This is a genomic window from Desulfoluna sp. HI9BLuna (assembly GCF_056829775.1).
On the sequence record NZ_CP186555.1, the window covers coordinates 2,792,351 to 2,815,323 of the forward strand.

The 22,973-nt window shown below is 59.4% G+C and carries 20 protein-coding genes; 11 read left to right on the forward strand and 9 right to left on the reverse strand.

Annotated features, from left to right (window positions below; genetic code table 11):
- Nucleotides 1-520 precede the first annotated feature (520 nt).
- Genes ACOYW0_RS11360 through ACOYW0_RS11375 form a run of 4 tightly spaced genes read left to right on the forward strand, consistent with a single transcriptional unit; the run spans nt 521 to nt 5,403 of the window.
- A complete protein-coding gene (locus ACOYW0_RS11360; RefSeq protein ID WP_482418549.1) occupies nt 521-1,579 on the forward strand; it encodes a BMP family lipoprotein in 1,059 nt (352 codons plus the stop codon).
- On the forward strand, nt 1,576-2,580 hold the full coding sequence (locus ACOYW0_RS11365; protein WP_482418550.1) for a BMP family lipoprotein: 1,005 nt from the start codon (nt 1,576-1,578) through the stop codon (nt 2,578-2,580). The genes ACOYW0_RS11360 and ACOYW0_RS11365 overlap by 4 nt, the downstream gene beginning before the upstream one ends.
- A complete protein-coding gene (locus ACOYW0_RS11370; protein WP_482418551.1) occupies nt 2,577-4,754 on the forward strand; it encodes an ATP-binding protein in 2,178 nt (725 codons plus the stop codon). Before ACOYW0_RS11365 ends, ACOYW0_RS11370 begins: the two co-directional genes overlap by 4 nt.
- A complete protein-coding gene (locus tag ACOYW0_RS11375; protein ID WP_482418552.1) occupies nt 4,741-5,403 on the forward strand; it encodes a response regulator in 663 nt (220 codons plus the stop codon). The genes ACOYW0_RS11370 and ACOYW0_RS11375 overlap by 14 nt, the downstream gene beginning before the upstream one ends.
- Before the next feature lie 56 nt (nt 5,404-5,459).
- On the opposite strand, the gene ACOYW0_RS11380 is transcribed toward ACOYW0_RS11375, so the two are convergent.
- Entirely contained in the window at nt 5,460-5,753 is a 294-nt protein-coding gene (locus tag ACOYW0_RS11380; RefSeq protein ID WP_482418553.1) for a hypothetical protein, read from the reverse strand.
- Between the two features lie 29 nt (nt 5,754-5,782).
- On the opposite strand from ACOYW0_RS11380, the gene ACOYW0_RS11385 reads away from it, so the two are divergent.
- Both ACOYW0_RS11385 and ACOYW0_RS11390 read left to right on the forward strand, forming a co-directional pair.
- Nucleotides 5,783-6,499, forward strand: a complete 717-nt coding sequence (locus ACOYW0_RS11385; protein WP_482418554.1) for a FadR/GntR family transcriptional regulator — start codon at nt 5,783-5,785, stop codon at nt 6,497-6,499.
- A gap of 160 nt (nt 6,500-6,659) precedes the next feature.
- Nucleotides 6,660-7,457, forward strand: coding sequence for a sulfite exporter TauE/SafE family protein (locus ACOYW0_RS11390; protein ID WP_482418555.1), 798 nt, complete (start codon nt 6,660-6,662; stop codon nt 7,455-7,457).
- A gap of 458 nt (nt 7,458-7,915) precedes the next feature.
- Here the strand turns inward: ACOYW0_RS11390 and ACOYW0_RS11395 are convergent, their stop codons facing one another.
- The 4 genes from ACOYW0_RS11395 to ACOYW0_RS11410 form a co-directional block, all read right to left on the reverse strand.
- Entirely contained in the window at nt 7,916-9,241 is a 1,326-nt protein-coding gene (locus ACOYW0_RS11395; RefSeq protein WP_482418556.1) for an ammonium transporter, read from the reverse strand.
- Nucleotides 9,242-9,852: 611 nt separating this feature from the next.
- Nucleotides 9,853-11,286 (reverse strand): sigma-54-dependent transcriptional regulator, encoded by a 1,434-nt coding sequence (locus ACOYW0_RS11400; RefSeq protein WP_482418557.1) that lies wholly within the window; start codon nt 11,284-11,286, stop codon nt 9,853-9,855.
- Between the two features lie 2 nt (nt 11,287-11,288).
- Nucleotides 11,289-13,031 carry a transporter substrate-binding domain-containing protein gene (locus ACOYW0_RS11405; RefSeq protein WP_482418558.1) on the reverse strand — a complete coding sequence of 581 codons (1,743 nt, stop codon included), beginning with the start codon at nt 13,029-13,031 and terminating at the stop codon, nt 11,289-11,291.
- Between the two features lie 501 nt (nt 13,032-13,532).
- Nucleotides 13,533-14,849 carry a dicarboxylate/amino acid:cation symporter gene (locus ACOYW0_RS11410; protein WP_482418559.1) on the reverse strand — a complete coding sequence of 439 codons (1,317 nt, stop codon included), beginning with the start codon at nt 14,847-14,849 and terminating at the stop codon, nt 13,533-13,535.
- A gap of 364 nt (nt 14,850-15,213) precedes the next feature.
- On the opposite strand from ACOYW0_RS11410, the gene ACOYW0_RS11415 reads away from it, so the two are divergent.
- The 5 genes from ACOYW0_RS11415 to ACOYW0_RS11435 all read left to right on the forward strand — a co-directional run bounded on the left by ACOYW0_RS11415 (nt 15,214) and on the right by ACOYW0_RS11435 (nt 20,031).
- Nucleotides 15,214-15,561 (forward strand): TehB-like domain-containing protein, encoded by a 348-nt coding sequence (locus tag ACOYW0_RS11415; protein ID WP_482418560.1) that lies wholly within the window; start codon nt 15,214-15,216, stop codon nt 15,559-15,561.
- A gap of 109 nt (nt 15,562-15,670) precedes the next feature.
- Nucleotides 15,671-16,489: an outer membrane lipoprotein-sorting protein gene (locus ACOYW0_RS11420; protein WP_482418561.1), complete on the forward strand. Its 819-nt coding sequence runs from the start codon at nt 15,671-15,673 to the stop codon at nt 16,487-16,489.
- A gap of 272 nt (nt 16,490-16,761) precedes the next feature.
- Nucleotides 16,762-18,000: an ABC transporter permease gene (locus tag ACOYW0_RS11425; protein WP_482418562.1), complete on the forward strand. Its 1,239-nt coding sequence runs from the start codon at nt 16,762-16,764 to the stop codon at nt 17,998-18,000.
- Nucleotides 17,993-19,216: an ABC transporter permease gene (locus ACOYW0_RS11430; protein WP_482418563.1), complete on the forward strand. Its 1,224-nt coding sequence runs from the start codon at nt 17,993-17,995 to the stop codon at nt 19,214-19,216. The genes ACOYW0_RS11425 and ACOYW0_RS11430 overlap by 8 nt, the downstream gene beginning before the upstream one ends.
- 365 nt (nt 19,217-19,581) lie before the next feature.
- Nucleotides 19,582-20,031 (forward strand): hypothetical protein, encoded by a 450-nt coding sequence (locus ACOYW0_RS11435; RefSeq protein ID WP_482418564.1) that lies wholly within the window; start codon nt 19,582-19,584, stop codon nt 20,029-20,031.
- A 17-nt stretch (nt 20,032-20,048) separates the two neighbouring features.
- On the opposite strand, the gene ACOYW0_RS11440 is transcribed toward ACOYW0_RS11435, so the two are convergent.
- The 4 genes from ACOYW0_RS11440 to ACOYW0_RS11455 form a co-directional block, all read right to left on the reverse strand.
- The gene (locus tag ACOYW0_RS11440; protein ID WP_482418565.1) at nt 20,049-21,344 is read right to left on the reverse strand and encodes a hypothetical protein; all 1,296 of its coding nucleotides are present in this window, start codon (nt 21,342-21,344) and stop codon (nt 20,049-20,051) included.
- Between the two features lie 257 nt (nt 21,345-21,601).
- Nucleotides 21,602-22,051 carry a MarR family winged helix-turn-helix transcriptional regulator gene (locus tag ACOYW0_RS11445; protein WP_482418566.1) on the reverse strand — a complete coding sequence of 150 codons (450 nt, stop codon included), beginning with the start codon at nt 22,049-22,051 and terminating at the stop codon, nt 21,602-21,604.
- 6 nt (nt 22,052-22,057) lie between these two features.
- Complete coding sequence (locus ACOYW0_RS11450; RefSeq protein WP_180138172.1) at nt 22,058-22,480, reverse strand: iron-sulfur cluster assembly scaffold protein; 423 nt, start codon at nt 22,478-22,480, stop codon at nt 22,058-22,060.
- A gap of 2 nt (nt 22,481-22,482) precedes the next feature.
- Nucleotides 22,483-22,896 (reverse strand): MarR family transcriptional regulator, encoded by a 414-nt coding sequence (locus ACOYW0_RS11455; RefSeq protein ID WP_218950983.1) that lies wholly within the window; start codon nt 22,894-22,896, stop codon nt 22,483-22,485.
- Nucleotides 22,897-22,973: the final 77 nt, after the last annotated feature.

Genomic DNA, 22,973 nt, shown 5'->3' on the forward strand with positions numbered 1-22,973 from the left:
GCCGGGTTGTGCCTGCCCATTCCACCCCATCAGAGAGGGATTACCCACCGTAAAACCACCATTACCCCACCCTAAACCAATACAAAACCCGAAAAACACATGACAAGACACCGATATTCACCACAACAACCCCTCCACACACCACAAACCTCACATCAGAACCGACTTTCCACCTGGGTTCCCTCATAAACGCGTGAAACACGCCACTAGAAGCCCCAATTGTTCATAACTTTTCACCTTTTTTCATCTCTTTTCCGCGTTCCGTTCCCTTCTCCCACCCCTTCCCAAGGGGCGCCCGAGGCGCCATTTTCACCCAAACCCATTGAGATCCATAGAAAAACAGCCTTTTTATTTACAGGTCGGTATGGTAATTTTTTAAACAGGCCCAACGCCATGACCACCCCTTGAATCCGCCTCCCCACCCTTTTCCACGCCCCCTTGCCCCATGGCTGGCCTGATGGTCGGCAACGAATGCCTCCCAGGGGTTCGGTTTCCATATTTTTAACAACAGCAGGACAACATGCGTATCACCTCGTCCCACAACTGCCGGCGCCACACCACGCCCCACCCTGGTCGCATCATCCGAGCGGGCCTTCTCCCGCTGCTGGCCCTTGTCCTGATGCTGTGGGGAACCTGCGGGGCCGAATCCCTCACCGTGGGGTTCCTTGCCGGGGGCGGGGGACTCGGGGACCAGTCCTACAACGACATGACCTGGATCGGGCTGGCCAAGGCACGCGAGCAATACGGCATTCGCCTCACCTACGCACCGGCCGAAGAAAACGACGCCTCCCGGGCAGAGGCCCTGGACACCCTGCTCTCCGCCGGAGCCACGGTGGTGGTCTGCAACGGTGCGGGCCTTCTCCCCCTGGTCAAGACCGTGGCATCCCAACGCCCTGAGATCACCTTCATCATCAATGACCACCTTATCCAAGGCTATGACAACATCGTTTCCACCACCTTTGCCAACCACGAGGGGTCTTTCCTGGCCGGGGTCCTGGCAGGCGCCATGACCAAAACCCGACGCATCGGGTTCATCGGCGGGGTCCGCATGTGCGCCATCCGCTCTTTTCACATGGGGTTCACCCAAGGGGTTCGGTTCGCCAACCCCGAGGCCACCGTGACCACCCGCTACATCACCGAGGCAGGTAACTACTCCGGCTTCAGCGACCCCGATGTCGGCTACGCCCTGGCCGACGAACTCTACAGCCAGGGAGTGGACATCATCTATGCCGTGGCCGGGCTCTCGGGCAACGGGGTCATCCAGGCCGCACGGACCCACGACCGCTACGTCATCGGCGTCGACGCCGATCAGGACCACATGGCCAGGGGGCTCATCCTCACCAGCATGATGAAGCGCCTGGACCGGGCCTCCCTCATGGAGGTGGAAAAGATCCTCTCCCGGCGTTTCCAGCCCGGAGAGAGCCCGTACAACCTGAAAAACGGCGGCGTCAGCTTAAGCCCCATGCGGTTCACCCGGGACATGATCCCCGAGGCGATCCACCGGCAGCTGAAGCTGGCGGAGTCCGACATCATCTCAGGAAAACTCACCGTGCACCGATGCGAGGAGGCCGCCCCATGAAATCATTCATCCTTTTTCTGGCAGCCCTTCTGGTACCTACAATCCCCGTCTCTGGCTCCTCCCTCTCCGTGGGGTTTCTCGTGGGCCATTCCGGCATCGGCGATCAATCCTTCAACGACATGACCTACGCCGGTCTCATCAAGGCCAAACAGGATCTGGGCATCGACGTGGTGGTGGAGGACATGGAAAAATCACAGGCCGCGGCCGAACAAGCCATGCAACGCCTTCTCAAGCGACCGGTGCAGGTAATCGTGGCCAACGGGTTTGAATTCAAGGAACTGGTGACCACCTACGCCAAGCGCCACCCCGACGTCTATTTCATCATGCACGATGTCCCCATCAAGGGCCTCCCCAACGTTGTCTCCACGGTGTTTGCCGTGGAAGAGGGGTCTTTTCTGGCCGGTCTCCTGGCAGCCTCCATGCCCGGCGCCCAGAAGGTGGGCTACATCGGAGCCGTGGACATACCGGTCATGGCCCCCTTTCTCACCGGGTTTCGCGCCGGGGTCCGCTACGCCTCTCCGGGAATCCCCATAGAGGTGGCCTTTATCTCCGAAGCCCCGGACTACAGCGGGTTCAATAACCCCGCCAGGGGACATGCCGTGGCCACCGAAATGTACGAGCGCGGCGCCACCACCATCTTTTCCGTGGCAGGCCTGACGGGCAACGGCGTCATCCAGGCGGCCCGGGCAGCCGACCGTTTTGTCATCGGTGTGGACTCGGATCAGGACCACCTTGCCGTGGGCCATGTCCTCACCAGCATGATGAAGCGCCTGGACATCGCCACCTACAAAGAGGTGGCCAAAATCGCCATGGGCCGCTTTCGCCCCGGCATTCGCCACTATGGCCTCCTGGAAGATGGGGTGGGCCTGTCCCCCATGACCTACACCCGCACCCGGATCCCCGAAGCTCTCCTCGACCGCCTGGAGGAGGTGCGCCTGAAGATCATCGCCGGTGAGATCCGCCTTCCCCGAACCGCTGCCCCGCCAAAAGGAGCGCCATGACCTTTGCCTGGACACTCCAGCGAAAGATCACCACCGGGATCCTCCTGATCCTCCTGGTGGCCCTGATCCTGTCCGGGGCCCTGATCCTGGACAAGCAGCGGCACCAGCTCATGGGGGACCTCACCCGGCAGACCGAGCGGCTCACCGCCCTGGTGGCAGAATTCAGCGTGCAGCCCCTGGAAAAATACAACTACTTCATCCTGGAAGAGGTGGCGTTGAGCGTGGAGCAGTTCCCCCAGGTGGCCTTTTGTGAAATCTACGACACCTCCGGCAACTCCCTCATCAACATCAAAACCATTATCCGCGGAAAAGATGTCACAAAAAAACAGCGCCGTACCGGCAGCAACATCCTCATCGCCTCCAAGGCCATCACCTCCGACACCGGCGTGCCCTTAGGTGAGGTCGAAATCGGGATCTTCACCGACACCGCCGTGGCCCAGCTCCGCATGGACGCCATCACCTTGAGCGTGGGCAGCTTTCTCATCCTGGGACTGGTGGCCGTAAGCCTCCATCTTTTCCTGTCCAAGAGCATTGTCACCCCGGTGGTCACCCTCTCCACCATGGCCAAAGCCCTCTCCCGGGGGGAATTCGTCAAGCCCGACTTAGACGTCCGCACCGATGAAATCGGCGACCTGTGCCATGCCTTCCAGGAGATGAGCAGCAGCCTCAAGCACCTTTATGCCCACCTGGAAAAAGAGGTGGAGGAACGGACCGGGGAGCTTGAAGGGACCAACCGTCTCCTGCAGGAGAAGATCAAAGAGAAAGAGGCCATGGGAGAGGCCCTGCACAAAGCCAAGGAAGAGGCTGAAGTGGCCAATCGGTACAAGAGCATTTTCGTGGCCAACATGAGCCATGAAATCCGCACCCCCCTAAACGCCATCCTGGGTTACGCCCAGCTCCTCCAGCAAAAGGAGCTGGGTGACCCGGACACAAGCCACGCCGTGGACACCATTGAAAAGAGCGGAACCCACCTTTTGGGGGTTATCAATGACATCCTCGATTTTTCCAAGATCGAAGCGGGCCAAATGGACCTTCGGGTCATCCCCTTCGACCTCATGGCCCTGCTCACCAATCTGGACACCCTCTTTGCCCTGAGGTGCAAGCACAAAAACCTTGCCTGGGAAGTCTCGGGGCCCGAAGGGCGCATCTGCCTTCCGGTGGAGGGCGACGAAGGCAAACTTCGCCAGGTGCTCATCAACCTGCTCAACAACGCCGTCAAATTCACCGGCTCCGGCGCCATCCGCCTCCGAGTGCAAGAGACCGCCCCGGACCTCTTTCACTTCGAGGTCCGGGATACCGGCACAGGCATCCCCGAGACAGCCGTGAGCACCATTTTTCTGCCCTTTCGCCAGGGCCACACCGACGCCCGGGAAGAGGGTACCGGCCTGGGCCTGCCCATCTCCGACAGCTATGTCCGGCTCATGGGAGGCAAACTGGAGCTGACCTCGGGCGAAGGCCTGGGAAGCCGCTTCCACTTCACCCTCAAGCTGCCCCAGGTGCCCATGGAAAGCCTGCCCGCGCCACCATCGCCCCCAAGCCCCAGGACCCTGGATAAAAACGGCGCCCTCACGGCCATGGTGGTGGACGACAACCAGCACAACCGGGACGTCCTTGCCACCATCCTCAAAGGGCTGGGCTTCGACGTCACCACCGTGGACAACGGACGGGACGCCCTGTCTCAGCTGGACACCCGCCCCACGGACATTCTCTTTGTGGACTACCACATGCCCGGCCTCAACGGCCTGGACACGGCCCGGAAGGCCAGGGCCAGAAAAGATCCCGCACCCGTCCCCACGGTGCTGGTCACCGCCGATGTCTTTGAACTCAAGGAGCAGCTCGTCCAGGAAGAGGGCATTGACCACTGCATTCCCAAACCCCTTCGCATCGATGACGTGACCCATGCTGTGGAAACCCTGCTCCCCGTGGCCTTCAAACCCGTTTCCACACCACCGCCCCCATTGCCCCCCATGGCCGTCGACCTGCCGCCGGACCTTCGCCGCGCCGTGCGGGAGGCAGCCCGCTTCGGAAAAATCAGCGAACTCAAAAAGCTTATGGAACAACTGGACGGAGAGGCCAAAGAAACCATGACCCGACTGATGCGAAAATACGACATGGACGGCATCATCGCCCTGATGGATGCAGCCGCCCAAGGAGATCCCCATGCAGACCCCTGACGAGCACACCCCCGCCCCTCCGAGAATCCTCATCGTGGACGACAAGGCGGAAAACATCGACCTCATCATGAAAATCCTGGAACCGGAAGGGTACAACCTCGCCTTTGCCACCAACGGCACCAAGGCCATTGAGGTGGCCCGCCACTTTCTCCCGGACCTCATCCTCATGGACGTGATGATGCCCCCCGGCCCCGACGGGTTTGCCACCTGCAGTGCCCTCAAGGCCGATCCCCTCACCGAGGACATCCCCGTGGTTTTTGTCACGGCCAAGGGCGAGACAACGGCCATTGTGGAAGGGTTCCGATGCGGGGGCCAGGACTACATCCCCAAACCCTTCAGGCGGGAAGAGGTCCTCTCCAGGGTCCGCACCCATGTGCAGGTGCGCCTCCTCATCGCCAAACAGGCCCGGCTCATCGAAGAGCTCCAGCAAGCCCTCTCCCATGTCAAAACCCTTCGCGGCCTCCTGCCCATCTGCGCCTCCTGCAAAAAAGTGCGCGATGACGACGGCTACTGGCACCAGATCGAAAAGTACCTCTCCACCCACTCGGAGCTGGGGTTCACCCACGGCATCTGCGCCGACTGCGCCAGGCGCCTCTACCCCGACCTCGACCTTTCAGATCTCTCCGATGTCCCCGACGACAGCGTGTAACCGCCTTAAAAACGCATGTCATAAGCACCAGGGCGGCAAAACCATGGCCACGGGTATCATTCCTGCCCTGAAACAGGGGTATCCGGCACGCCGGAAGGGCAAAGGGGCGCATCGAAAAAGAACAAAAACACAACACACACCCCAAGCACAAGCCATAACCCGCACCCACTCGGCAAAAACACATCAAAACCCATCCACAGCCAGCCAAAATTCAACCAGAACAGCTCCAAAAACAACATTTCAAGAAGAACACACCCCCATTGTTCATAACTTTTGCGTTTTTTTGAACAATCCGTTGCCTCCCGCATTTTTTGAGGTTGCAGTGGTCTGAAGGGCGTGATATTGGTCATACAAAAAAACATCTTCATGGAGTATTGGTATGACCAAAATAGAGACGGAGGGCCGCCTCTTTCACACGGTGGCCAAAGCCATTGCCGCCCGCATCCAGAGCGACGAGTGGCCACCGGGCACCAGGCTTCCCTCGGAGCGAAGCCTGGCCGAACACTTCGGCGTCTCCCGGAGCTGCATCCGAGAGGCCATCCGAACCCTCTCCGAGCAGCAGATCGTAGAAACACGCAGGGGAGCCGGGACCTTTGTCTCCGAGCCCGACGAGTCGGCCCTGGCCGCCCACCTGGCCCGGGTGGTCCCTTTGAAAACCGAACGCCTCGCAGAGATCTTCGACGTCCGGCGCATCATCGAACCCCAGCTTGCTGCCCGGGCAGCCCTTCACATCACCGAAGAGCAGCTCGTCCGCCTCAAGCTGCTGGTCTTTGAACAGGAAAAACGGGCCCTGGCCGGTGAGACCACCGAAGACATAGACCAGGCCTTTCACCTCTGCCTTGCCGAAGCATCGGGCAACAGCATCCTGCTCAATGTGGTGAAAAACCTCACCTCCATCCTCACGGAGTCCCGCACCGAAGCACTCCAGACCCCCGAGCGCAGCCGCCTGTCGGTCATCGCCCACGTGGAGGTCATCGATGCCCTGGAGCGGGGAGACAGCGCAGGGGCCGAAGCCGCCATGCGCCGCCACCTTGAAACCGTGGAGCAGGCCGTGTTTGAAGGGGAGGAGTCACAATGGCCTCCGGCGGACAGCTGATTGCCCCTGTGGTTCGTCCCTGGTTTTTCGGGGTGAAATGATTTGCCAAGGCCTCCGCAAAGCCCAAGCAAAACCTGTTTGTTCAACGCTTGAAACGTTTCGCCCCCGGCAGGACCGCCGGAGGCTGCTTTTAGAATCCAGAATAGGACGGAATCGAGATATGCTGACATCGTTTATGATTTACGCGGTTGTGGGCGCCATCGCCGGCGTCCTGGCAGGACTCCTCGGCATCGGGGGCGGTCTGGTGATCGTGCCCATGCTGGTCTTCAGTTTCACCCTTCAGCACATCCCTCAGGAGCTCATGATGCACCTGGCCCTGGGCACCTCCCTGGCCAGCATCATCTTCACGTCGGTCTCCAGCTTCCGGGCTCACCACAAGCGCGGTGCCGTGCGCTGGGATGTGTTCAAGCGCATCACCCCGGGCATCATCGTGGGGACCTTTGCCGGGTCCTGCGTGGCCTCCACCCTCCCCACCCACATCCTCAAAGGGATCTTTGTGGCCTTTCTCTATTACGTGGCCACCCAGATGATCCTGGGCAAAAAACCCGCGGCCTCCCGGCAGCTTCCCCGCACCGCAGGCATCTTCGGGGCAGGGGGCGTCATCGGCTCCTTTTCCAGCCTCGTGGGCATCGGGGGCGGCACCCTGTCGGTTCCCTTCCTCACCTGGTGCAACATCCCGGTCCATCACGCCATCGGCACCTCGTCGGCCATCGGCCTGCCCATTGCCCTGGCAGGGGCCTTCGGCTACATCCTCAACGGCCTGGGCACCCCGGACCTCCCTGACCTCTCCCTGGGCTTTGTCTACCTCCCGGCCCTTTTCGGCATCATCTGCTTCAGCGTCCTCACCGCCCCCTTGGGCGCCAAACTCGCCCACAGCCTTCCCGTAGACAAGCTCAAACGCATCTTCGCCATCCTCCTCTACATGGTGGCCACCCGCATGCTTATCAGCGTGTTTTAAGACAAAAAAACGCCTCCAGCGGCAAGGTGAGCCACCTTGAAAGCAGGTTGCCATTGCGCTTTTGCCCTTCGTTCCTCAGGTCAAAAGCGCAATGGCATTCAAACCGGGATTCGGGTGTATGCGGCCCGGACCACAAACGTCCAAATAACAGGATACGTTACCGTAGCGTGACGGCTATCGGCATTAACGTCCATACCTCCAGAAAGATCGCCGGAGGCAACTCTACACTGACTAAATAAAGAGGCCGTGTGTCACCCCATGGGCGGCACACGGCCTCTTTTATTTCAACGTTCAAGGCAGCCCAGAAACCGGTCACCCTTTGCGGGCGAAGCCCGTCAGCGAATGTGATCGACCTGAGGAACGAAGGTCGGGAGCATTCGCGAACCTGGGGTCAAGGGGCTTGCCCCTTGCCGCCGGAGGCTTGCTTTTTCAACCACGTTGCCCATAGAAAGCCTTTTTTAAGACTTCACCAACCCGTAGCCGGTCTCGCCATGGAGGACCTGGTCGAGTCCGATGACTTCGGACTCTTCGTCCACGCGGAAGCCCAGGGTCTTTTCGATGACGATGCACAGGACAAGGGTGACACCGGCGGCCAGAAGGATGGTTGCGCCCATGCCGGTGAGCTGGACAAGGAGCTGGTCAAAGGGGCCCCAGGCTTTTCCTGCGGCGGCTGAAGCCTCGTCCATCCAGCTGTCCCGGATAAAAAAGGAGAGCATGAGAACGCCCAGGCCGCTGCCCACGCCGTGGATGCCGAAGCAGTCCAGGGAGTCGTCGTAGCCGAGTTTGGGCTTGAGGGTCAGGGCCCAGTAGCAGAGGCAGGACGAAAGAGCCCCCAGGATCAGGGCACCGCCAGGCTGCACCACGCCGGCGGCCGGGGTGATGACCACAAGGCCTGCCAGGATGCCTGAAACAAAGCCCAGGGCCGTGGCCTTCTTAAAGATCCACGCCTCGATGGCCAGCCAGGTGAGGGCGCCTGCGGCGGCGGAGATCTGGGTCATGGCCAGGGCCCGGGCCGTGTCCAGGCCGCTGCCCAGGGTGGAACCGGCGTTGAACCCGAACCACCCCACCCAGAGAAGACCTGCGCCCATCATGGTCATGACCAGGTTGTTGGGGTGAAAGGCGGTTTTCGGAAACCCCTTGCGGGGCCCCAAATACAGGGCGGCCACCAGGGCGCTGATCCCTGCGGAGACGTGGATCACCAGCCCCCCGGCAAGGTCGATGACCCCGGCTGCACCGGTGTTTAAAAGCCAGCCATCCGGTGCCCAGATCCAATGGCACAAGGGGGCGTAGACAAAGAGAAACCACAGGGAGATAAAGGCGATGTACCCCCTGAACTTGACCCGCTCGGCAATGGCCCCGCTGATCAGGGCCGGGGTGATGATGGCAAATTTTCCCTGGAACATGGCGATGATGTAGTCGGGGATCCCGCCCGTCACCCGGGAGTCGATGCCGGAGAGCAGAAAATAGTCCGGGTTCCAGCCCCAGAACCCGCCCAGGATACTCTCTCCAAAGGTGAGGCTGTACCCGCACACCACCCAGAGCACCCCGATGACGGCCAGGGCCACAAAGGTGTGCATCATGGTGGAAAGCACGTTCTTGGTCCGCACCAGCCCGCCGTAAAACATGGCCAGGCCCGGCACCATCAAAAGCACCAGGGCCGTTGAGATCAGCATCCAGCTCGTGCTGCCCGTGTCCACCCCGTCCCCAGTGAGGGCAAAGGCCGCCCCTTTGAGCGTCGCCCATGCCCCAGCCGCCATCACCGCTGTTCTAACCCAATGTCTCATCGTTTATCCCCATCAGAAAGTTCACAATAAATCCCTTACGGAAAATTTCGTCATGATTTCGGGGATATCCCCAATCAAGTTTCGTGCCATCACAGGACAAACCGACACATTGATCAGAAATTCAGACAGTTCCATTAAAATCCACACACGACAACCCCGCAAACAAAGTTACACTTATGTAATTCACAAGCCGTATTGATTGCAGTTTTGTTGTTTTTCGCCCCTCGATAAAACCTTTAAAAGACGTAACTATTCAGCTTATGCCTCCGGCGGCCCTGCCGGGGGCTAAACTTTTGCCTGATTTTATAAAGGCGGGTTTAACAAACAGGTTTTAAAAAATCATTTTGAGTGAATTTTTACTTTAAAGGCGGATGTGATTTGACCCGAGGAACGAGGGGCAAAACACATCCGCAACCTGCTTTCAAGGTGGCACACCTTGCCGCCGGAGGCTGTTTTTTTTGAGCTGAATAGTTACTAAAAGACAAGCCTTCGATTCAAAAAACGGCCTCCGGCGGCCAAGGGCTGAGCCCTTGGATCCCAGGATCGCAAATGCTCCGGGGCTAACGCCCCTACACATTTGCTGACGGAGGCACGCTTTTTGAGCATAGCCCTTAGTCGTTCTGCTTCATTTTTTTGAGGCGCTTGCTTAAGGCGGGCTGGGAGATGCCGATGAGGCGGCTGGCGATGGACTGGTTGCCGTCGGCGCGCTTCATGGCCTCGGTCACGAGGAGGTCTGTGACGTCGTGGACGGAGGGCAGGGATTTGGTGGCCACGAACACGCTGTCGTCCTCAAGGGAGCTTCCGGGTTCGTGGTCATGGGCGGGAAGGGTCATGGAGCCGATCTTGCGTTTAAAGGCGTCCAGGGAGAGCATTTTGGCTTTGTGGGTGCTCACGGCGTCATGGGCCATGGCCTGGAGTTCCCGGACGTTGCCGGGAAAGGGGTAGTTGGCAAGGAGGGTCTCCAGCTCCCGGGGGTAGGTGGGCCGCTTTTTGCCCAGGGCGTCGGCGGCTTCGCCGAGGAAGTGGTTGAGGAGAAGGGGAATATCCCCTTTGCGCTCCCGCAAGGGGGGGATATGCACGTGGTGGGCGCAGAGGCGGTAGTAGAGGTCCTTGCGGAACTCTCCCTTAGCCTGCTTCTTGTCCAGGTCCTGGTTGGTGGCCACCACGATGCGGGCGTTTAAGCGCTTGGGCCGGTCGCTCCCCAGGGGGTAGTACTCCCCGTTCTGGATAAGGCGAAGCAGTTTCACCTGGGAGGTGACGCTCAGGTCTCCGATCTCATCGAGGAAGAGGGTGCCCTGGGCCGCCTGCTCCACCATCCCTTTGCGTACCCCGTGGGCGCTGGTAAAGGCCCCGGGAGCGTGCCCGAAGAGGGTGTCGGAAAAAACGTTGTCGTCCAGGCCGGCCACGTTGATGGAGATGAGGGGCCCTTCCACCCCGCTGAGACGATGGGCGGTATGGGCAAAGAGCTCTTTTCCCACGCCGCTCTCCCCTGTGATGAGGATGGGCATGGCACTTTTGGCCACGGACTCCATGTACTGGAACACGGCCCGCATGGCTTTGTCGCCGGTCAAGATCTCTTCAAAGGCGTCCGGGTGTTCCAGGCGGTCGTGGAGAAGGCGGCTTCTGATCTCCTTGTGCTCCTTGGACATCTCCACCATCTGAATGGCCCGGTTCACGCCCATGACCAGGCGGTCCTCCTCGTTGGTCTTGACGAAGTAGTCGTAGGCCCCCAGCTTCATGCACCGCACGGCCGGTTCAATCTGGTTGATGCCGCTGATAATGATCACCACCACATCGGGGTGCTCTTCGATGATGGACGAGAGGAGCTTGTCCCCGGAGAGCCAGGGCATGTTCAAATCCAGGAGCACCAGGCCAAAGCCCCCTTGGGCAAGGATTCCCATCACCTCCCGGCTGTCCTGACAGCGGGTGAGGTTGTTGATGCCGGCCGACCGCTCCAGTGCGATGGAGAGGCTTCGGATAAACGGCTCTTCATCGTCAACGATCAGCACCTTGAATGAGGGGTAGAGGGATTTTTTGGGAATCACGGTCACATCCTTTTGAACATGGGGAGTCGAAGGGAGACGGTGGTGCCTTCGCCGGGCTCGGAAGCAAACGACAGCACCCCGCCGTGTTCGTTGACGATGGTGGTGGACACCGAAAGGCCCAGTCCGGTGCCGCCGGTGTCCCGCTTGGTGGTAAAAAAGGGATCGGTGAGGTGGGGCAGGTGGTCCGGGTCGATGCCGCTGCCCTGGTCGCGCACCTCCAGGACCACCCCTTTGCGGTCCGGGCTGTTGAAGGTCTGAAGGGAGATGGCCTGCTCCGGTGCGGTGAGGGCCTGGCAGGCGTTCAAGATCAGGTTCACCACCACCTGCTCGATGCGCTGGGGGTTGCCCCGGACCTTGTACAGCCCCTCGCCGCAGGAGACCGAAAAAGAGTGGGTGGCCTTTTTGATGGAGTTATCCACCAGCCGCGTGGCCGCACGCACCACCTCGTTCAAATCCATGATCTCCATCTGGCGGGAGTTGTCGATACGGGAAAAGTCCTTCAGGTCTTCCACGATGTGCTTGATGCGCTTGCCCCCGGCCTGCATTTCCGCCAGCATGTAGGGGATCTCCTCACGCATGCGGGTGTACTCCAGGCCCCCCACCCAAAAATCCCCGTGTTCCTGATAGTAAGCCTCCAGAATGGGCCACAGGTCTTCAAAGGAGTCCATGATCACCGGGGTGTTCAAAAGCACCAGGCTGTTGGGGTTGTTGATCTCATGGGCCACCCCGGAGACCAGAATCCCCAGGGAGGCCATCTTGTCCGCCTGGATGAGCTGCTGCTGCTGGAGGTGGAGCTCCCGGGTGCGGTTTTCCACCTCCCGTTTCAGGGTGCGGTTCCACATGAGGATGGCACCCATCATCAGCACCAGGGGGATCACCACCACCATGCTGAGCTTGATGATGCGCGTCCACGACGGGGTCCTCGGCTCCAGGACCCCCAGCCACTTATCATAGATCTCCTGGTACCTCCCCGTGTTCTTCAAAATGGAGAGCCCCTCGTTAAGCCGGGCCTGAAGCTCGGCATCCCCTTTTTTTACGGCGTAGCAGTACTTGAAGCTCACCGCGGTCTTGCCCGAGGTGACGATGTTGGAGAGGCGGTGTTTGCGCCCGAGATAAAGCCCCGGCAGGTTGGCCACGGCCGCGTAATCGTGTTGGCCTGCGGCCAGCATCCTCAGGGCGTTGGCATGGGTGTCCGAAACAATGACCTTGATGCCGCCGTGCTTGACCAAGGTGTCGTGCATGGACCCGGCTTCCTGGACAATGACCTCGGAGCCCACCAGGTCGTCGACGCTCTTGGCCGGCCTGGAGCCTTTGCGATAAAAAATGGATTGGTGGATCAGGGCGTGGGGGACAAAATCGAACACGGACAGTCGCTCTTCGGTGAACACCGTGCCCGGCAGCATGTCCACTTCCCCATGTTGAAGGGCGGTGCGCATCTCGCTCCAGTTGCCCAGGCGGATCTCGATGTTGAGGCCCATGACCTCGGCAATGGCCCGGGTAAGCTCCACGTTGTAACCCTTGGGATTGCCCTCTTCATCCAGGTACTCATACGGGGGATAGTAGTAGTCGCCGCCCACGATGTAGGTTTTGTTGGAATCCACGGGGGTAAGGGCCCGGGCGGCTCGGGGGGCAAGGGCCTGGGCCAGGAGAAGAAAAAGCAGAAAAAGGGCGGCGCACCGTGCTGCCCACGGGCACTTGGGGCCGCGTGACACGGCCCCTGAAGCAAAATAACGACAACCTCTCATAACCGACCTGTTCCTTGGGTAAACCATTGACACCTGTCCTTGGTTATGGCCCCCGAGGGCTCTTCTGTCAATACGGGTTTCATCTTTTCAACCCCTTGCCCCAAATGGCAAAACCATAGAAAAAAAGAGACGATTCAGTGGCCTCCGGCGGGACCACCGGAGGCAGTGCGGTTAAATCGACAATGAGCAAGTAGCGATAACGTATCCTGTGACGTCGAAGCTTTTGAGCCAACCCGCTCAAGCCATCAGCATTTCTGTCGGGCGCAGCCTGAGCCGAAGGCCATTGCGCTTTGCCCTGAGGGACGAAGGGTAAAACGCAATGGCAATAAGCTTTCGAGGTGGCTCACCTCGCCGCCGGAGGCCTGCTTTTTCCACTCACTTTAACCATGGAACGCCGTGTTTAAGCTGAGTAGCCATCCAAACAAAACGGGCCGGACACCTTATTTCCCGGCGGGAAAAACGCATCCGACCCGTTTCGTCAGACCTTACAAGAAAGACGGATTAGAGCTCCACGGTGGCTCCCTGTTCCCAGACAGCCTGGTCAAGTTCCCCTTCGGACTTGGCCACTGCGCAGGTCACGGCCAGGTCGCCGGTGACGTTCAGGGAGGTTCGTCCCATGTCCAGCAGGGCGTCGATGCCGAAGATCATGGCATAGGCTGCGGCAACAGCGGAACCGGGCTCGACTTTGAGGCCCACGGACTCAAGGACCATGAGAAGCATGATGGCACCGGCACCGGGGACCCCGGCAGAACCGATGGAGATGAGAACCGCGGTGGCAATGACCGTCAGCTGCATGTCCAGGGCCAGGGGAGCGCCGATGGCAAGGCTCACGAAGATGGCGCAGACCCCCTGGTAGATGGCGGCACCGTCCATGTTCAAGGTGGCGCCCAGGGGCAGGGAGAAGGAGTAAACCCCGCGGGAAACCCCGAGGTTCTTCTCGGCCACTTCCATGCTGACGGGAAGGGTGCCGCCGCTGCTTCGGGTCACAAAGGAGGTGATGATGGCCGCGCGGGCTCGGGAGAGGAACTCAAAGAAGTTGATACCGTAAAGGGTCAAAAGGCCGCCGTAGACAAACACTGCATGGCAGATAAAGGAAGCGTAGACGGTAAGGGTCACCAGGGCCAGGGGGCCGAAGGCCTGGGCTCCCTGCTTTCCGAAGACCACGGCGATGAGGGCAAACACACCGATGGGGGCCACCTCAAGGATCCAGCCCACCACCTTGTACATGACCTCGGCGCCGCCTTCAAAGAAGGCAAACATGGCCTGGGCGGCGTTTTGAATTCGGTCGTCGTCGCTCTCCCGCAGGTGAGAGAGGCCGATGCCGAAGAAGATGGCGAAGAAGATGGTGGGGAGCATCTTGCCGGAGGTGATGGCTCCAAAGGGGTTGGTGGGAATGATGTTGAGCAGGGTATCCACCATGGAGGGCGGAGTCACGGACTTGCCTTTGGCACCGGCAATGCCCACCAGCTCCATGCCTGATCCGGGGTTGAAGAGGTTGGCAAAGACAAGGCCGATGGCCACGGCAAAGGCCGAGGTCAACAGATAGAGAACCAGGGCCTTGACGCCGATGCGTCCCAGGCGGGAGGGATGCACGCTGGCCGCGCCCACCACCAGGGTGAAGATCACCACCGGCATCACGATCATTTTCAGCAGACGGACAAAGGCGGTTCCCAGGGGTGCCACGGCCGCGATCTTGGGGCCGAAGATCAAGCCGGCCACTGCACCGGCCACCAGGCCGATGAGAATACGGAGCAAAAGGTTTGTGTTGAAATACCACCCAAACAGGCCTGATTTCTTTTCACTGCTTATCTGTGTCATGTCTATTCCCCATTTTTGATGAATAAAACTTAAATGCAACCCAAATTAATTTGATTGAATAGAAGTAGAGCACAGACAATGCCAACCGGCCCGTTAAATGCATGCCCCCCTGTTATCACGGGCATATTTTCCATTAAGGCGCTCCCTGCGCACCCTCGGAAGGGATATAACCTGTTGAAAGCGCCGCCGTCCAGTACATGGGTATCCACCATAAAAACCAGACAGATACCCTGCGTCCCCCAGGTTATAGCGGGTCGCAGGTTATAAGGGTTTGAAAAAAGGGCAGGGGTGCTTATCTTCTAACAACCGAAAGCCCGATTCCCGGCTTTCAGCCCCCATGAATCCCCCACCCAAGGAGGTACCCATGAACTTCCAGAACGCCCAGTTGCCTCCCGGCGCAGAACGTGCCGGTGCCACCCCCACCATGGACGAAACCACCATTGCCCCGGGCATCCTTGCAAAGCATATGGCCCCTAAGGGCAAGTGCGGGCTTCTCGTGGTGGAAGAGGGGGCCTGCCAGTTCGTCTGGGAAGACGATCAGGACCACCCCATCGACTGCAACCCCGATCACCCCGTGGTCATCTTCCCGGAGCGCTACCACCACGTGGTGATTACCGGTCCCGTGAAACTGCGGGTGGAGTTCTACACCCTGCCCGTCACCCTTCAAGGGCTCGATTCCAAGGCGTCCCGTCCCGGGGAGGATTTTATATAGCCCTGTGATTACCCATTGAAATCCATCTGTTGCTGTGCAAAAACAGGGGAGACATGGCCGCGTTATCCTTGCGACCGCCTGAGGCAACCCACCACCCCAGGAGCCCGCGATGAAACTGCTTTTCCCCCACCGCACCTTCCAAGAAAGCTCCCATGCCCCACGGAGCGTGATTTTTCTGACACGCGTCCTGGCTGCCCTTCTCCTGCCGATGCTGTGTCTCATGCCCGCCCCCTGCACCGGGGAATCAGCCGAACCCATTGTCCGGGCCGCCTTCGACTACTGGCGCGGGGAGGCCTCCGTCTCCCGGCTCACCATGACCATCCACCGCCCCACCTGGCAACGCACCGTCTCCCTCGACGCCTGGACCCAGGGAGAATCCGAGAGCCTCTTTGTCATCAAGTCCCCGGCCAAGGACAGGGGCAACGGTACCCTGAAAAAAGGGCGGACCATGTGGATCTACAACCCCAAAGTCAACAAAATCATCAAGCTGCCCCCCTCCATGATGAGCCAGAGCTGGCAGGGCTCGGACTTCTCCAACAACGACCTGGCCAAGACCGACAGCCTCATTTACGACTACACCCACAGCCTCACGGGACAGACCACCCAAAACGGCCACACCATCTATAACGTTCAGTCCGACCCCAAGCCCGACGCCCCGGTCATCTGGGGCAGAATCACCCTTGAAATCCGGGACGACCACATTCTCTTGAAAGAGACCTTCTTTGATGAAGAGCTGGAACCGGTGAAGGAGATGACGGCCTCGGATATCCAATCCGTGGACGGCAAGCTCTTTCCCATGACCTGGAAGATGGCCAAGACCGACACAGAGGACGAGTACACCGTCATGGTCTACGACGCCCTCTCTTTTACCCGGGAACTCCCGGCCAACACCTTTACCCGGGCCAACCTGATCAAGGTGGGAAAATAAGGGTCGCAAGAAAAACCCATTTTTTTTCGTAACTATTCAGCTTATGCCTCCGGCGGCCCTGCCGGGGGCTAAACTTTTAAAAAGTTTAACAAACAGGTCATAAAAAAAGGTACATGAATGCCGTTTTAAATGCAGATGTGATGTGACCCGAGGAACGAAGGACAAATGACATCTGCTATCTGCTTCCAAGGTGGCACACCTTGCCGCCGGAGGCTGTTTTTTGGAGCTGAATAGTTACCTTTTTTCTTCCCCCCCCCCCATGAGGCCTTACAATGAACACAGACATCGCCCTTGCATGGCGGAATATCTGGCGGAATCCGAGGCGCACGCTGCTGACCATTGCCGCCATTGCCTTTGCAGCGCTCCTGCTGGTGTTTATGCTCTCGTTTCAATTCGGGACCTACGAGACCATGATCAACGCCTCGGTCTCCTTGCGCACCGGGCATCTTCAGGTGCAAGCCGAAGGGTACCAAAAAGACCGGGAGGTGCGCCTGGCCTTGAACTGGGATGATGAGACCGAAGCGGCTCTGCTGGACGGGGACCTGCGGGTGGTGGCCGCAGCACCCAGGGCCAACGGGTTTGCCCTGGTCACCAGCGGCAGCCAGACCTACGGGTGCATGGTCACGGGGGTGGACCCGGAGCGTGAAAAGAAAGTCTCCACCCTGGCAGCCATCATCAGGCAGGGAAGCTATTTCAAAGGGGAAGACGCGGCCCTGGTGGGGGAGACCCTGGCCCGGAACCTCAAGGTGGGGGTGGGGGATGAGCTGACGCTTCTGGGACAGGGCCGGGACGGATCGGTGGCGGCCACGGTGGTGGCGGTTCAGGGAATCTTCGAGTCGGGGCTGGATGCCTATGACCGCAACGTGGTGCTCCTGCCCCTGGCCTTTTTCCAGGATCTCTTTACCATGGAAGGCGGGGTGCACGAGGTGGCCATCCGGGCCAGCAGCCTGTCGGAGGTGGCGCCCTTAAAGGCGAAGCTCAGCGCCAAGCTGGCGGAGCTGCCCCACAACGGCCCCCCCCCGGTGGCCCTGGACTGGATGGATCTCATCCCCGGGCTTCTCCAGAGCATCCAGATGGACCTGGTGAGCGGGCTCATCATGTACCTGATCCTCATTATTGTGGTGGCCTTCAGCATTTTAAACACCTTTGTCATGGCCATCTTCGAGCGCACCCGGGAGTTCGGGGTGATGATGGCCATCGGCACCACCCCGGGACGCCTCATGGGGCTGGTCTTAACCGAATCCTTTTTCATGACGGCAACGGGCCTTGCGGTGGGCATCGCCTTTGGAGCAGCCCTGACCCTCTGGTTCGAGTCCCACGGCATCCTCATCCCGGGAAGTGACCAGATCATGAAGGCATACGGCATCAGCGGCCGCCTCTATCCCAAGCTCTCGCTGCTCTCGGCCACCATCGGCCCGGTGGCCGTCCTTGCCATCACCTTGTTTTCCGCCCTGTTTCCCGCCCTGAAGATCCGGAACATGAACCCCGTGGAGGCGATGCACCATGCATAACGAACTGGCCTGGCGCAATATCTGGCGCAACCCGAGGCGCACCCTGGTGATTACAACGGCCGTGGTCATCGGGATCTGGAGCATCATCCTCTTAAGCGCCCTGACCCGGGGCATGCAGCGGGAGATGCTGGGCAACGGCATCAAGACCCTCACCGGCCACATACAGATCCAGCACCCCGAGTACATGGACGATCCGGTGGTGGATTACTCCCTTGGTGAGGGCGCCATCGACAAAGAGGCCCTCTCGACACGTCTTCCCCGGGGAAGCCACTGGACCGGCCGCATCCGCGTAGGGGCCGTGGCTGCCAACGCGCGCCACTCCGGCGGGGTGACCCTTGTGGGCATGGACCCGGAGCGCGAGCCTTTTGTCTCGTTTATCGGCGGGGCCGTCACCGAAGGGCGCCCCCTTAAGGCTTCGGACAAAAGCAAGGTGGTTGTAGGACGGGCCCTTCTCAACGCCTACGAGGCCAGGATCGGTCACAAGCTCATCCTCATGAGCCAGGACACAAAAGGAGAGATCGCCTCCAAAGCCTTTCGCATCGTGGGGGTCTTTGACGCGGACCTGGAAGCAACCGAAAAGACCTATCTCTTTGTCCCCTTTGGGGCTGCACAACAGATGCTGGGACTGGGGGACCGCCTCTCGGAGGTCTCCATTGTGTTGCCTGAGATGGGAGAAGAAAAGGAGGTGGCCAGGGCCATAAGCCAGGCCCTCAACACCGAGTCCCTCTCCGTCACCACCTGGCAGGAGCGCCTGCCCATGCTGGCCGCGTACCTGAAGCTATCGGACTCCTTCATCTACATCTGGTACGGGGTGGTCTTTATTGCCATGGGCTTCGGCATTGTCAACACCACCCTCATGGCTGTCTTCGAGCGAATCCGGGAATTCGGCCTTATCCGGGCCCTGGGCATGAGCCCTTCGGGTATCATCCGTGGGGTTCTCCTGGAGTCCCTTTTCCTGCTGCTCCTGGGCCTTACGGCAGGCAATATCCTGGGTATTGCCACGGTCTTTCTCATCGCCATTCACGGCATCGACCTCTCCGCCCTTGCCGCGGGAACCGAGATGTGGGGCATGCCCCGCATCATCATCCCGGTGCTCACCCCCACGGACATCCTCACCGCCAACGGGGTTATCGTCACCCTGGGCCTGGTTGTCAGCCTTTACCCGGCAACCAAAGCAGCCCGCATCACCCCGGTGGAGGCCCTCCGGTATACATAACAGCTGGAATGATCACGATTTTCATAAAATCGCACCCGGGTCCGGTGTGGCCTGATGACTGGGAATCCCCTGGTTTTCCGGCTGGGTTCGGCATCCCGTACCATAGCCCGTTCAACATCGAAAAATCAACGCATCTTAAACATTGACAGGGCACCCATCAACCCCTATAAATTACAAGGTTTACCCAAACATTCATTCCCATGGGCCCCCTTGTATTCACCGCCGTTCTGCACCCACCATCGCCTCCTTCTCCGCCACAGACAGCCCCACCTTCTTTCTGTTGCCCCACCAGCGGTTGCGCAGATGTCGCCCCATGGGCACAGCAATCCCTTAACCTTCGTTTGTCCGACCCAAAGGAGACCACCATGGCACAGCAAAAGTTTGACGGCACCTACAACGTCACCATCTTTATCCCGGAGCGCGGCAGTTATCAGTCCATCACCGAGACCATGACCATTGCCACGACCACGGAAGGAAGTGATGAAGTCCTCCAAACCGGGAGCCAGCTCTCGTTCATGAGCTACACCTTTGAGCTCAGCGGCCGTATCAACACCCAGACCGGCCTGGCCACCATCAGCGGCCAGGCAACCGACTCCGGTGTCTCACTGGATCCGGCCCTCTGGAGTTTCGTGTCCACCCCGGCCCTTCAATCCGTAAGCGCCGCCCGGGTTGTCTTTAACGGTGCCGCGGCCATCGGCTTCTGCTTCTCTTTGTTCGGCATGAAAGAGGGACAGGAGACCTTTGAATCCCAGAGTATTCCGGAGATGTTCATGAGGGACTTCCAGGCAACCTCACGGCCCGTGCCCAAACTCTAAACCACCTTGCGTGGCTGTCAGGCCATCTCTTTGGATCGCCTCATCACGCTGTCCACGTCTTCCATGGCGTAGTCGTAGAGGCGCCCGTACAAAAAGAGGGTGACGCCCTTTCCGGCAGTACGCCATCCCAGGCCCGCAGCCACCTTGAGGAGCCCGCCCCTGGCCGTAAGACGGTAAGCGGTCAGGGGCCACTTGAGCCAGCCATAGGCTTTTTTCCCGTGGGTGACGGCCTCTTTGAGGCTTTTGGGCAGGCTCTCTTCGGCATACCGGCGAACCGTTGCCAGGGTGTCCAGGCGGACGCGAAAGAGACGCCCGGCAACAGGCAGGGACTCCCCCTTGCCCAACTGCGCCAGAAGGTGGCGGGTACGCTCCAGGATAGGGCCGATTCTGGCCTCATCAAGGGGAGAGTCCGCCTCGGGGAAGTGCTTCTGGGCAAGAAGCTCAGCGGACTCTTTTACGGTTTTCCCAAATACAGAGAGGCCGGGGGTGGGATGAAAAAGCGCCGACACCCCGGTGATCCGTCTGCGAAGGGGGGCAAGGGCAGGATCCATGGCTGCGGGCGGGGCATCGTCGAGCCCCTCGAGTTCCCTTAAGACCTCTTCCATGGCCTCGGGAGCAGGCTCACCGCCGGAGGCCTCCCCTTCGGCACCCGGTGAGCCATAGAGTTCCAGGGCGGTGGTGCCCACAAAGAGGTGAAGGTCGGTCAGGAGGCACTTGCCCAGAACCATGAGGGAGAGATTTCCGGAGAGGGTAATCAGCCAGGAGACGGGATCGGGGAGGAGAAGCAGGCGAAACACGTTCATGCCGGAAACCCAGCGCCTGAAACGAAGGTACCAGCGCACCGGAGGAAAGCCGGTGATCCGTTTCAACCGACGGGTGCTGGTCTTGACCGTGGCAACTCTCACCCGCCTGAGGCGAGCCAGGCCAGGCCGTTCGAGCACGGCGTCAAAGCGATCCAGGGAACGGTTCAGGGTTCGGATCAGGTGGCCCACAGACACCCTCAGTTCCGGGCGAGGCGCCTCGGGGTGAAAGGCGGCGGCAACTTCGGTAAGGTAGCCGTGAAGGTCGTCAAGGCTTGGAAGGTCGGGGGAGAAAGAGCGAAGGGTCGCCCTGCAGTGAGAGACCACCACGCCAAGGGCGGCAGCCTCATGATCCGGTGCGGTTTTGGCCCGCGCCTCAAGGGCGCGTATCTCACGGGTAAGGGAGAGAGCCCAGCCGATGATGCGCAGGGCCCGGACAAGGGCCAGCGCCACCACAGGGACCAGAGCCATCCATAACCAGAAGGTCCATTCTGTGAGCAGGGGAAACGTCATTGTGTCCTGTGGCTGGTTTCAGGCAGGGTCCTGTTGAAAAGTTATGAACAATCCAGGCCTTCGGAAGGTCGAATTAGAAAAAGTTTTCAACATTCAGCCACGCCAAGAGCAAAAAGCACTCATTAACGATAAAAAAGACCGATTTTCAGAACAAACGGGCAAGGGTTTGACAAGTAAAGTGCGACCCATCCCGAAAAACAACGCTGCAACCCATCACTTCAAGCACAAAACAGGATAGAATTTCGCAGGAAGCCAAATCAGGAGGGACGGGTCTGGGCACAGGAGATTTTGTGGATGACAGAGCCGAGAAAACGGCACACCGTCTCCATCTCCTCCGGAGTAAACCCCTCTGAAGCGAACTCGTTGAATTGATCCACCAGGGGCAGGGCAAGGGCGGCGGTTCGGGCCCCTTTGGGGGTAATATACACCTGGAAAGCACGCCCGTCTTCAAGACAGCTGCGCTTTTCAATGAGCCCTGCTTTTTCCATGCGGGTCACCAGGCCTGTGATGGCTGAATTGTTCAGCCCCAGCCCCCGGCTCAGCTCTTTTAAGAGGCACCCGTCTTCCTTTTCAAGGATAAAAAGGGCTGCAAGCTGGGCCGAGGTGACGGAAAGCTTCTCCATCAGGATGGCATCGGCCCACTTCAGCAGCACATGACGGCTTCGGTTGATGAGGAAAAAAAGGCGGTTGTCAGGGGTTTCGTCCATAACACCTCAGTGGGTATAGGTCTTTTTCCATCCGTTTCGGGTCTTCTTGCGATGATCGTTCAGGGCAAGAAAAAAGGCACCCACGGAGAGTTCCGCACAGTGGAAATGATCTTCTTCCAGGGTCTTTAAGTAGCCGGCAACCTTTTCAGGGGTCACCTCCCAGGCCTCTTCCAATGTCCGCCCCTCGGTCATGGAGGCCACGGTGTTGGCACAGGCGATGGTGTTGAGGCATCCGTCGATCTGGATGGCGACGTGCTTGATGGTCTCCTCTTCGATGGTCAGGAACATCTCCACCGTGTCCCCGCAGTCCCCCACGCGCTTGCCGTAGCCGTCGGGGTTCTCCACGCGCTCCAGCCTTTCGTAGCTGTACGCCATTTCAATATACTCGTCTGAATGCTGCTCCAGAAAATTCTGCTCGTGATGATCCATGATTAAAATACTCCGTTGACCTTCGATAATATCCCGGAAAAGAGAACCATCTCCTCCTCAGTGAGGGCCGCTGCCATCTCTTCGGTTAAGCTCACATGATATTCATGGTGGCGCCTGAAAAGCGCCTCGCCTTTGTCTGTCAGCACAATTTCATAGGAACGGCGATCTTTTTCATGGGCTTCCCGCCGGAGGTAGCCCTCTTTTTCAAGGCGATCCACCGTTACCGTCACCGTTCCCGTGGTGACCCCTTTTTTCTCGGCCAGCTCCCGCATGCGAAGACGACCTTCGTGGCCCACGATCTCTATGGTGTGCATCTGGGAAGGAGTCAACCCGCTCCCCTTAACCACCGAATTCTCCCAGGAGGAAATCTTTTCGTAAAACTCAACAATTTGACGGGCAAGTTGCCTGACTTTCACCGATGCCTCCTGCAAAAAAAGTATCCATACCCCTTGGGATCCACCCAACACCCTGAATCCAGAGGGCAATATCCAAA

What these genes read in the sequence shown, in the direction of transcription:
- ACOYW0_RS11445 (WP_482418566.1), bottom strand. Translation starts at nt 22,051, where the DNA reads ATGGACGAAACCCCTGACAACCGCCTTTTTTTCCTCATCAACCGAAGC.
- ACOYW0_RS11425 (WP_482418562.1), top strand. Translation starts at nt 16,762, where the DNA reads ATGAACACAGACATCGCCCTTGCATGGCGGAATATCTGGCGGAATCCG.
- ACOYW0_RS11395 (WP_482418556.1), bottom strand. Translation starts at nt 9,241, where the DNA reads ATGAGACATTGGGTTAGAACAGCGGTGATGGCGGCTGGGGCATGGGCG.
- ACOYW0_RS11405 (WP_482418558.1), bottom strand. Translation starts at nt 13,031, where the DNA reads ATGAGAGGTTGTCGTTATTTTGCTTCAGGGGCCGTGTCACGCGGCCCC.
- ACOYW0_RS11370 (WP_482418551.1), top strand. Translation starts at nt 2,577, where the DNA reads ATGACCTTTGCCTGGACACTCCAGCGAAAGATCACCACCGGGATCCTC.
- ACOYW0_RS11440 (WP_482418565.1), bottom strand. Translation starts at nt 21,344, where the DNA reads ATGACGTTTCCCCTGCTCACAGAATGGACCTTCTGGTTATGGATGGCT.
- ACOYW0_RS11360 (WP_482418549.1), top strand. Translation starts at nt 521, where the DNA reads ATGCGTATCACCTCGTCCCACAACTGCCGGCGCCACACCACGCCCCAC.
- ACOYW0_RS11410 (WP_482418559.1), bottom strand. Translation starts at nt 14,849, where the DNA reads ATGACACAGATAAGCAGTGAAAAGAAATCAGGCCTGTTTGGGTGGTAT.
- ACOYW0_RS11450 (WP_180138172.1), bottom strand. Translation starts at nt 22,480, where the DNA reads ATGGATCATCACGAGCAGAATTTTCTGGAGCAGCATTCAGACGAGTAT.
- ACOYW0_RS11365 (WP_482418550.1), top strand. Translation starts at nt 1,576, where the DNA reads ATGAAATCATTCATCCTTTTTCTGGCAGCCCTTCTGGTACCTACAATC.
- ACOYW0_RS11375 (WP_482418552.1), top strand. Translation starts at nt 4,741, where the DNA reads ATGCAGACCCCTGACGAGCACACCCCCGCCCCTCCGAGAATCCTCATC.
- ACOYW0_RS11420 (WP_482418561.1), top strand. Translation starts at nt 15,671, where the DNA reads ATGAAACTGCTTTTCCCCCACCGCACCTTCCAAGAAAGCTCCCATGCC.
- ACOYW0_RS11385 (WP_482418554.1), top strand. Translation starts at nt 5,783, where the DNA reads ATGACCAAAATAGAGACGGAGGGCCGCCTCTTTCACACGGTGGCCAAA.
- ACOYW0_RS11435 (WP_482418564.1), top strand. Translation starts at nt 19,582, where the DNA reads ATGGCACAGCAAAAGTTTGACGGCACCTACAACGTCACCATCTTTATC.
- ACOYW0_RS11430 (WP_482418563.1), top strand. Translation starts at nt 17,993, where the DNA reads ATGCATAACGAACTGGCCTGGCGCAATATCTGGCGCAACCCGAGGCGC.
- ACOYW0_RS11415 (WP_482418560.1), top strand. Translation starts at nt 15,214, where the DNA reads ATGAACTTCCAGAACGCCCAGTTGCCTCCCGGCGCAGAACGTGCCGGT.
- ACOYW0_RS11390 (WP_482418555.1), top strand. Translation starts at nt 6,660, where the DNA reads ATGCTGACATCGTTTATGATTTACGCGGTTGTGGGCGCCATCGCCGGC.
- ACOYW0_RS11380 (WP_482418553.1), bottom strand. Translation starts at nt 5,753, where the DNA reads ATGACCAATATCACGCCCTTCAGACCACTGCAACCTCAAAAAATGCGG.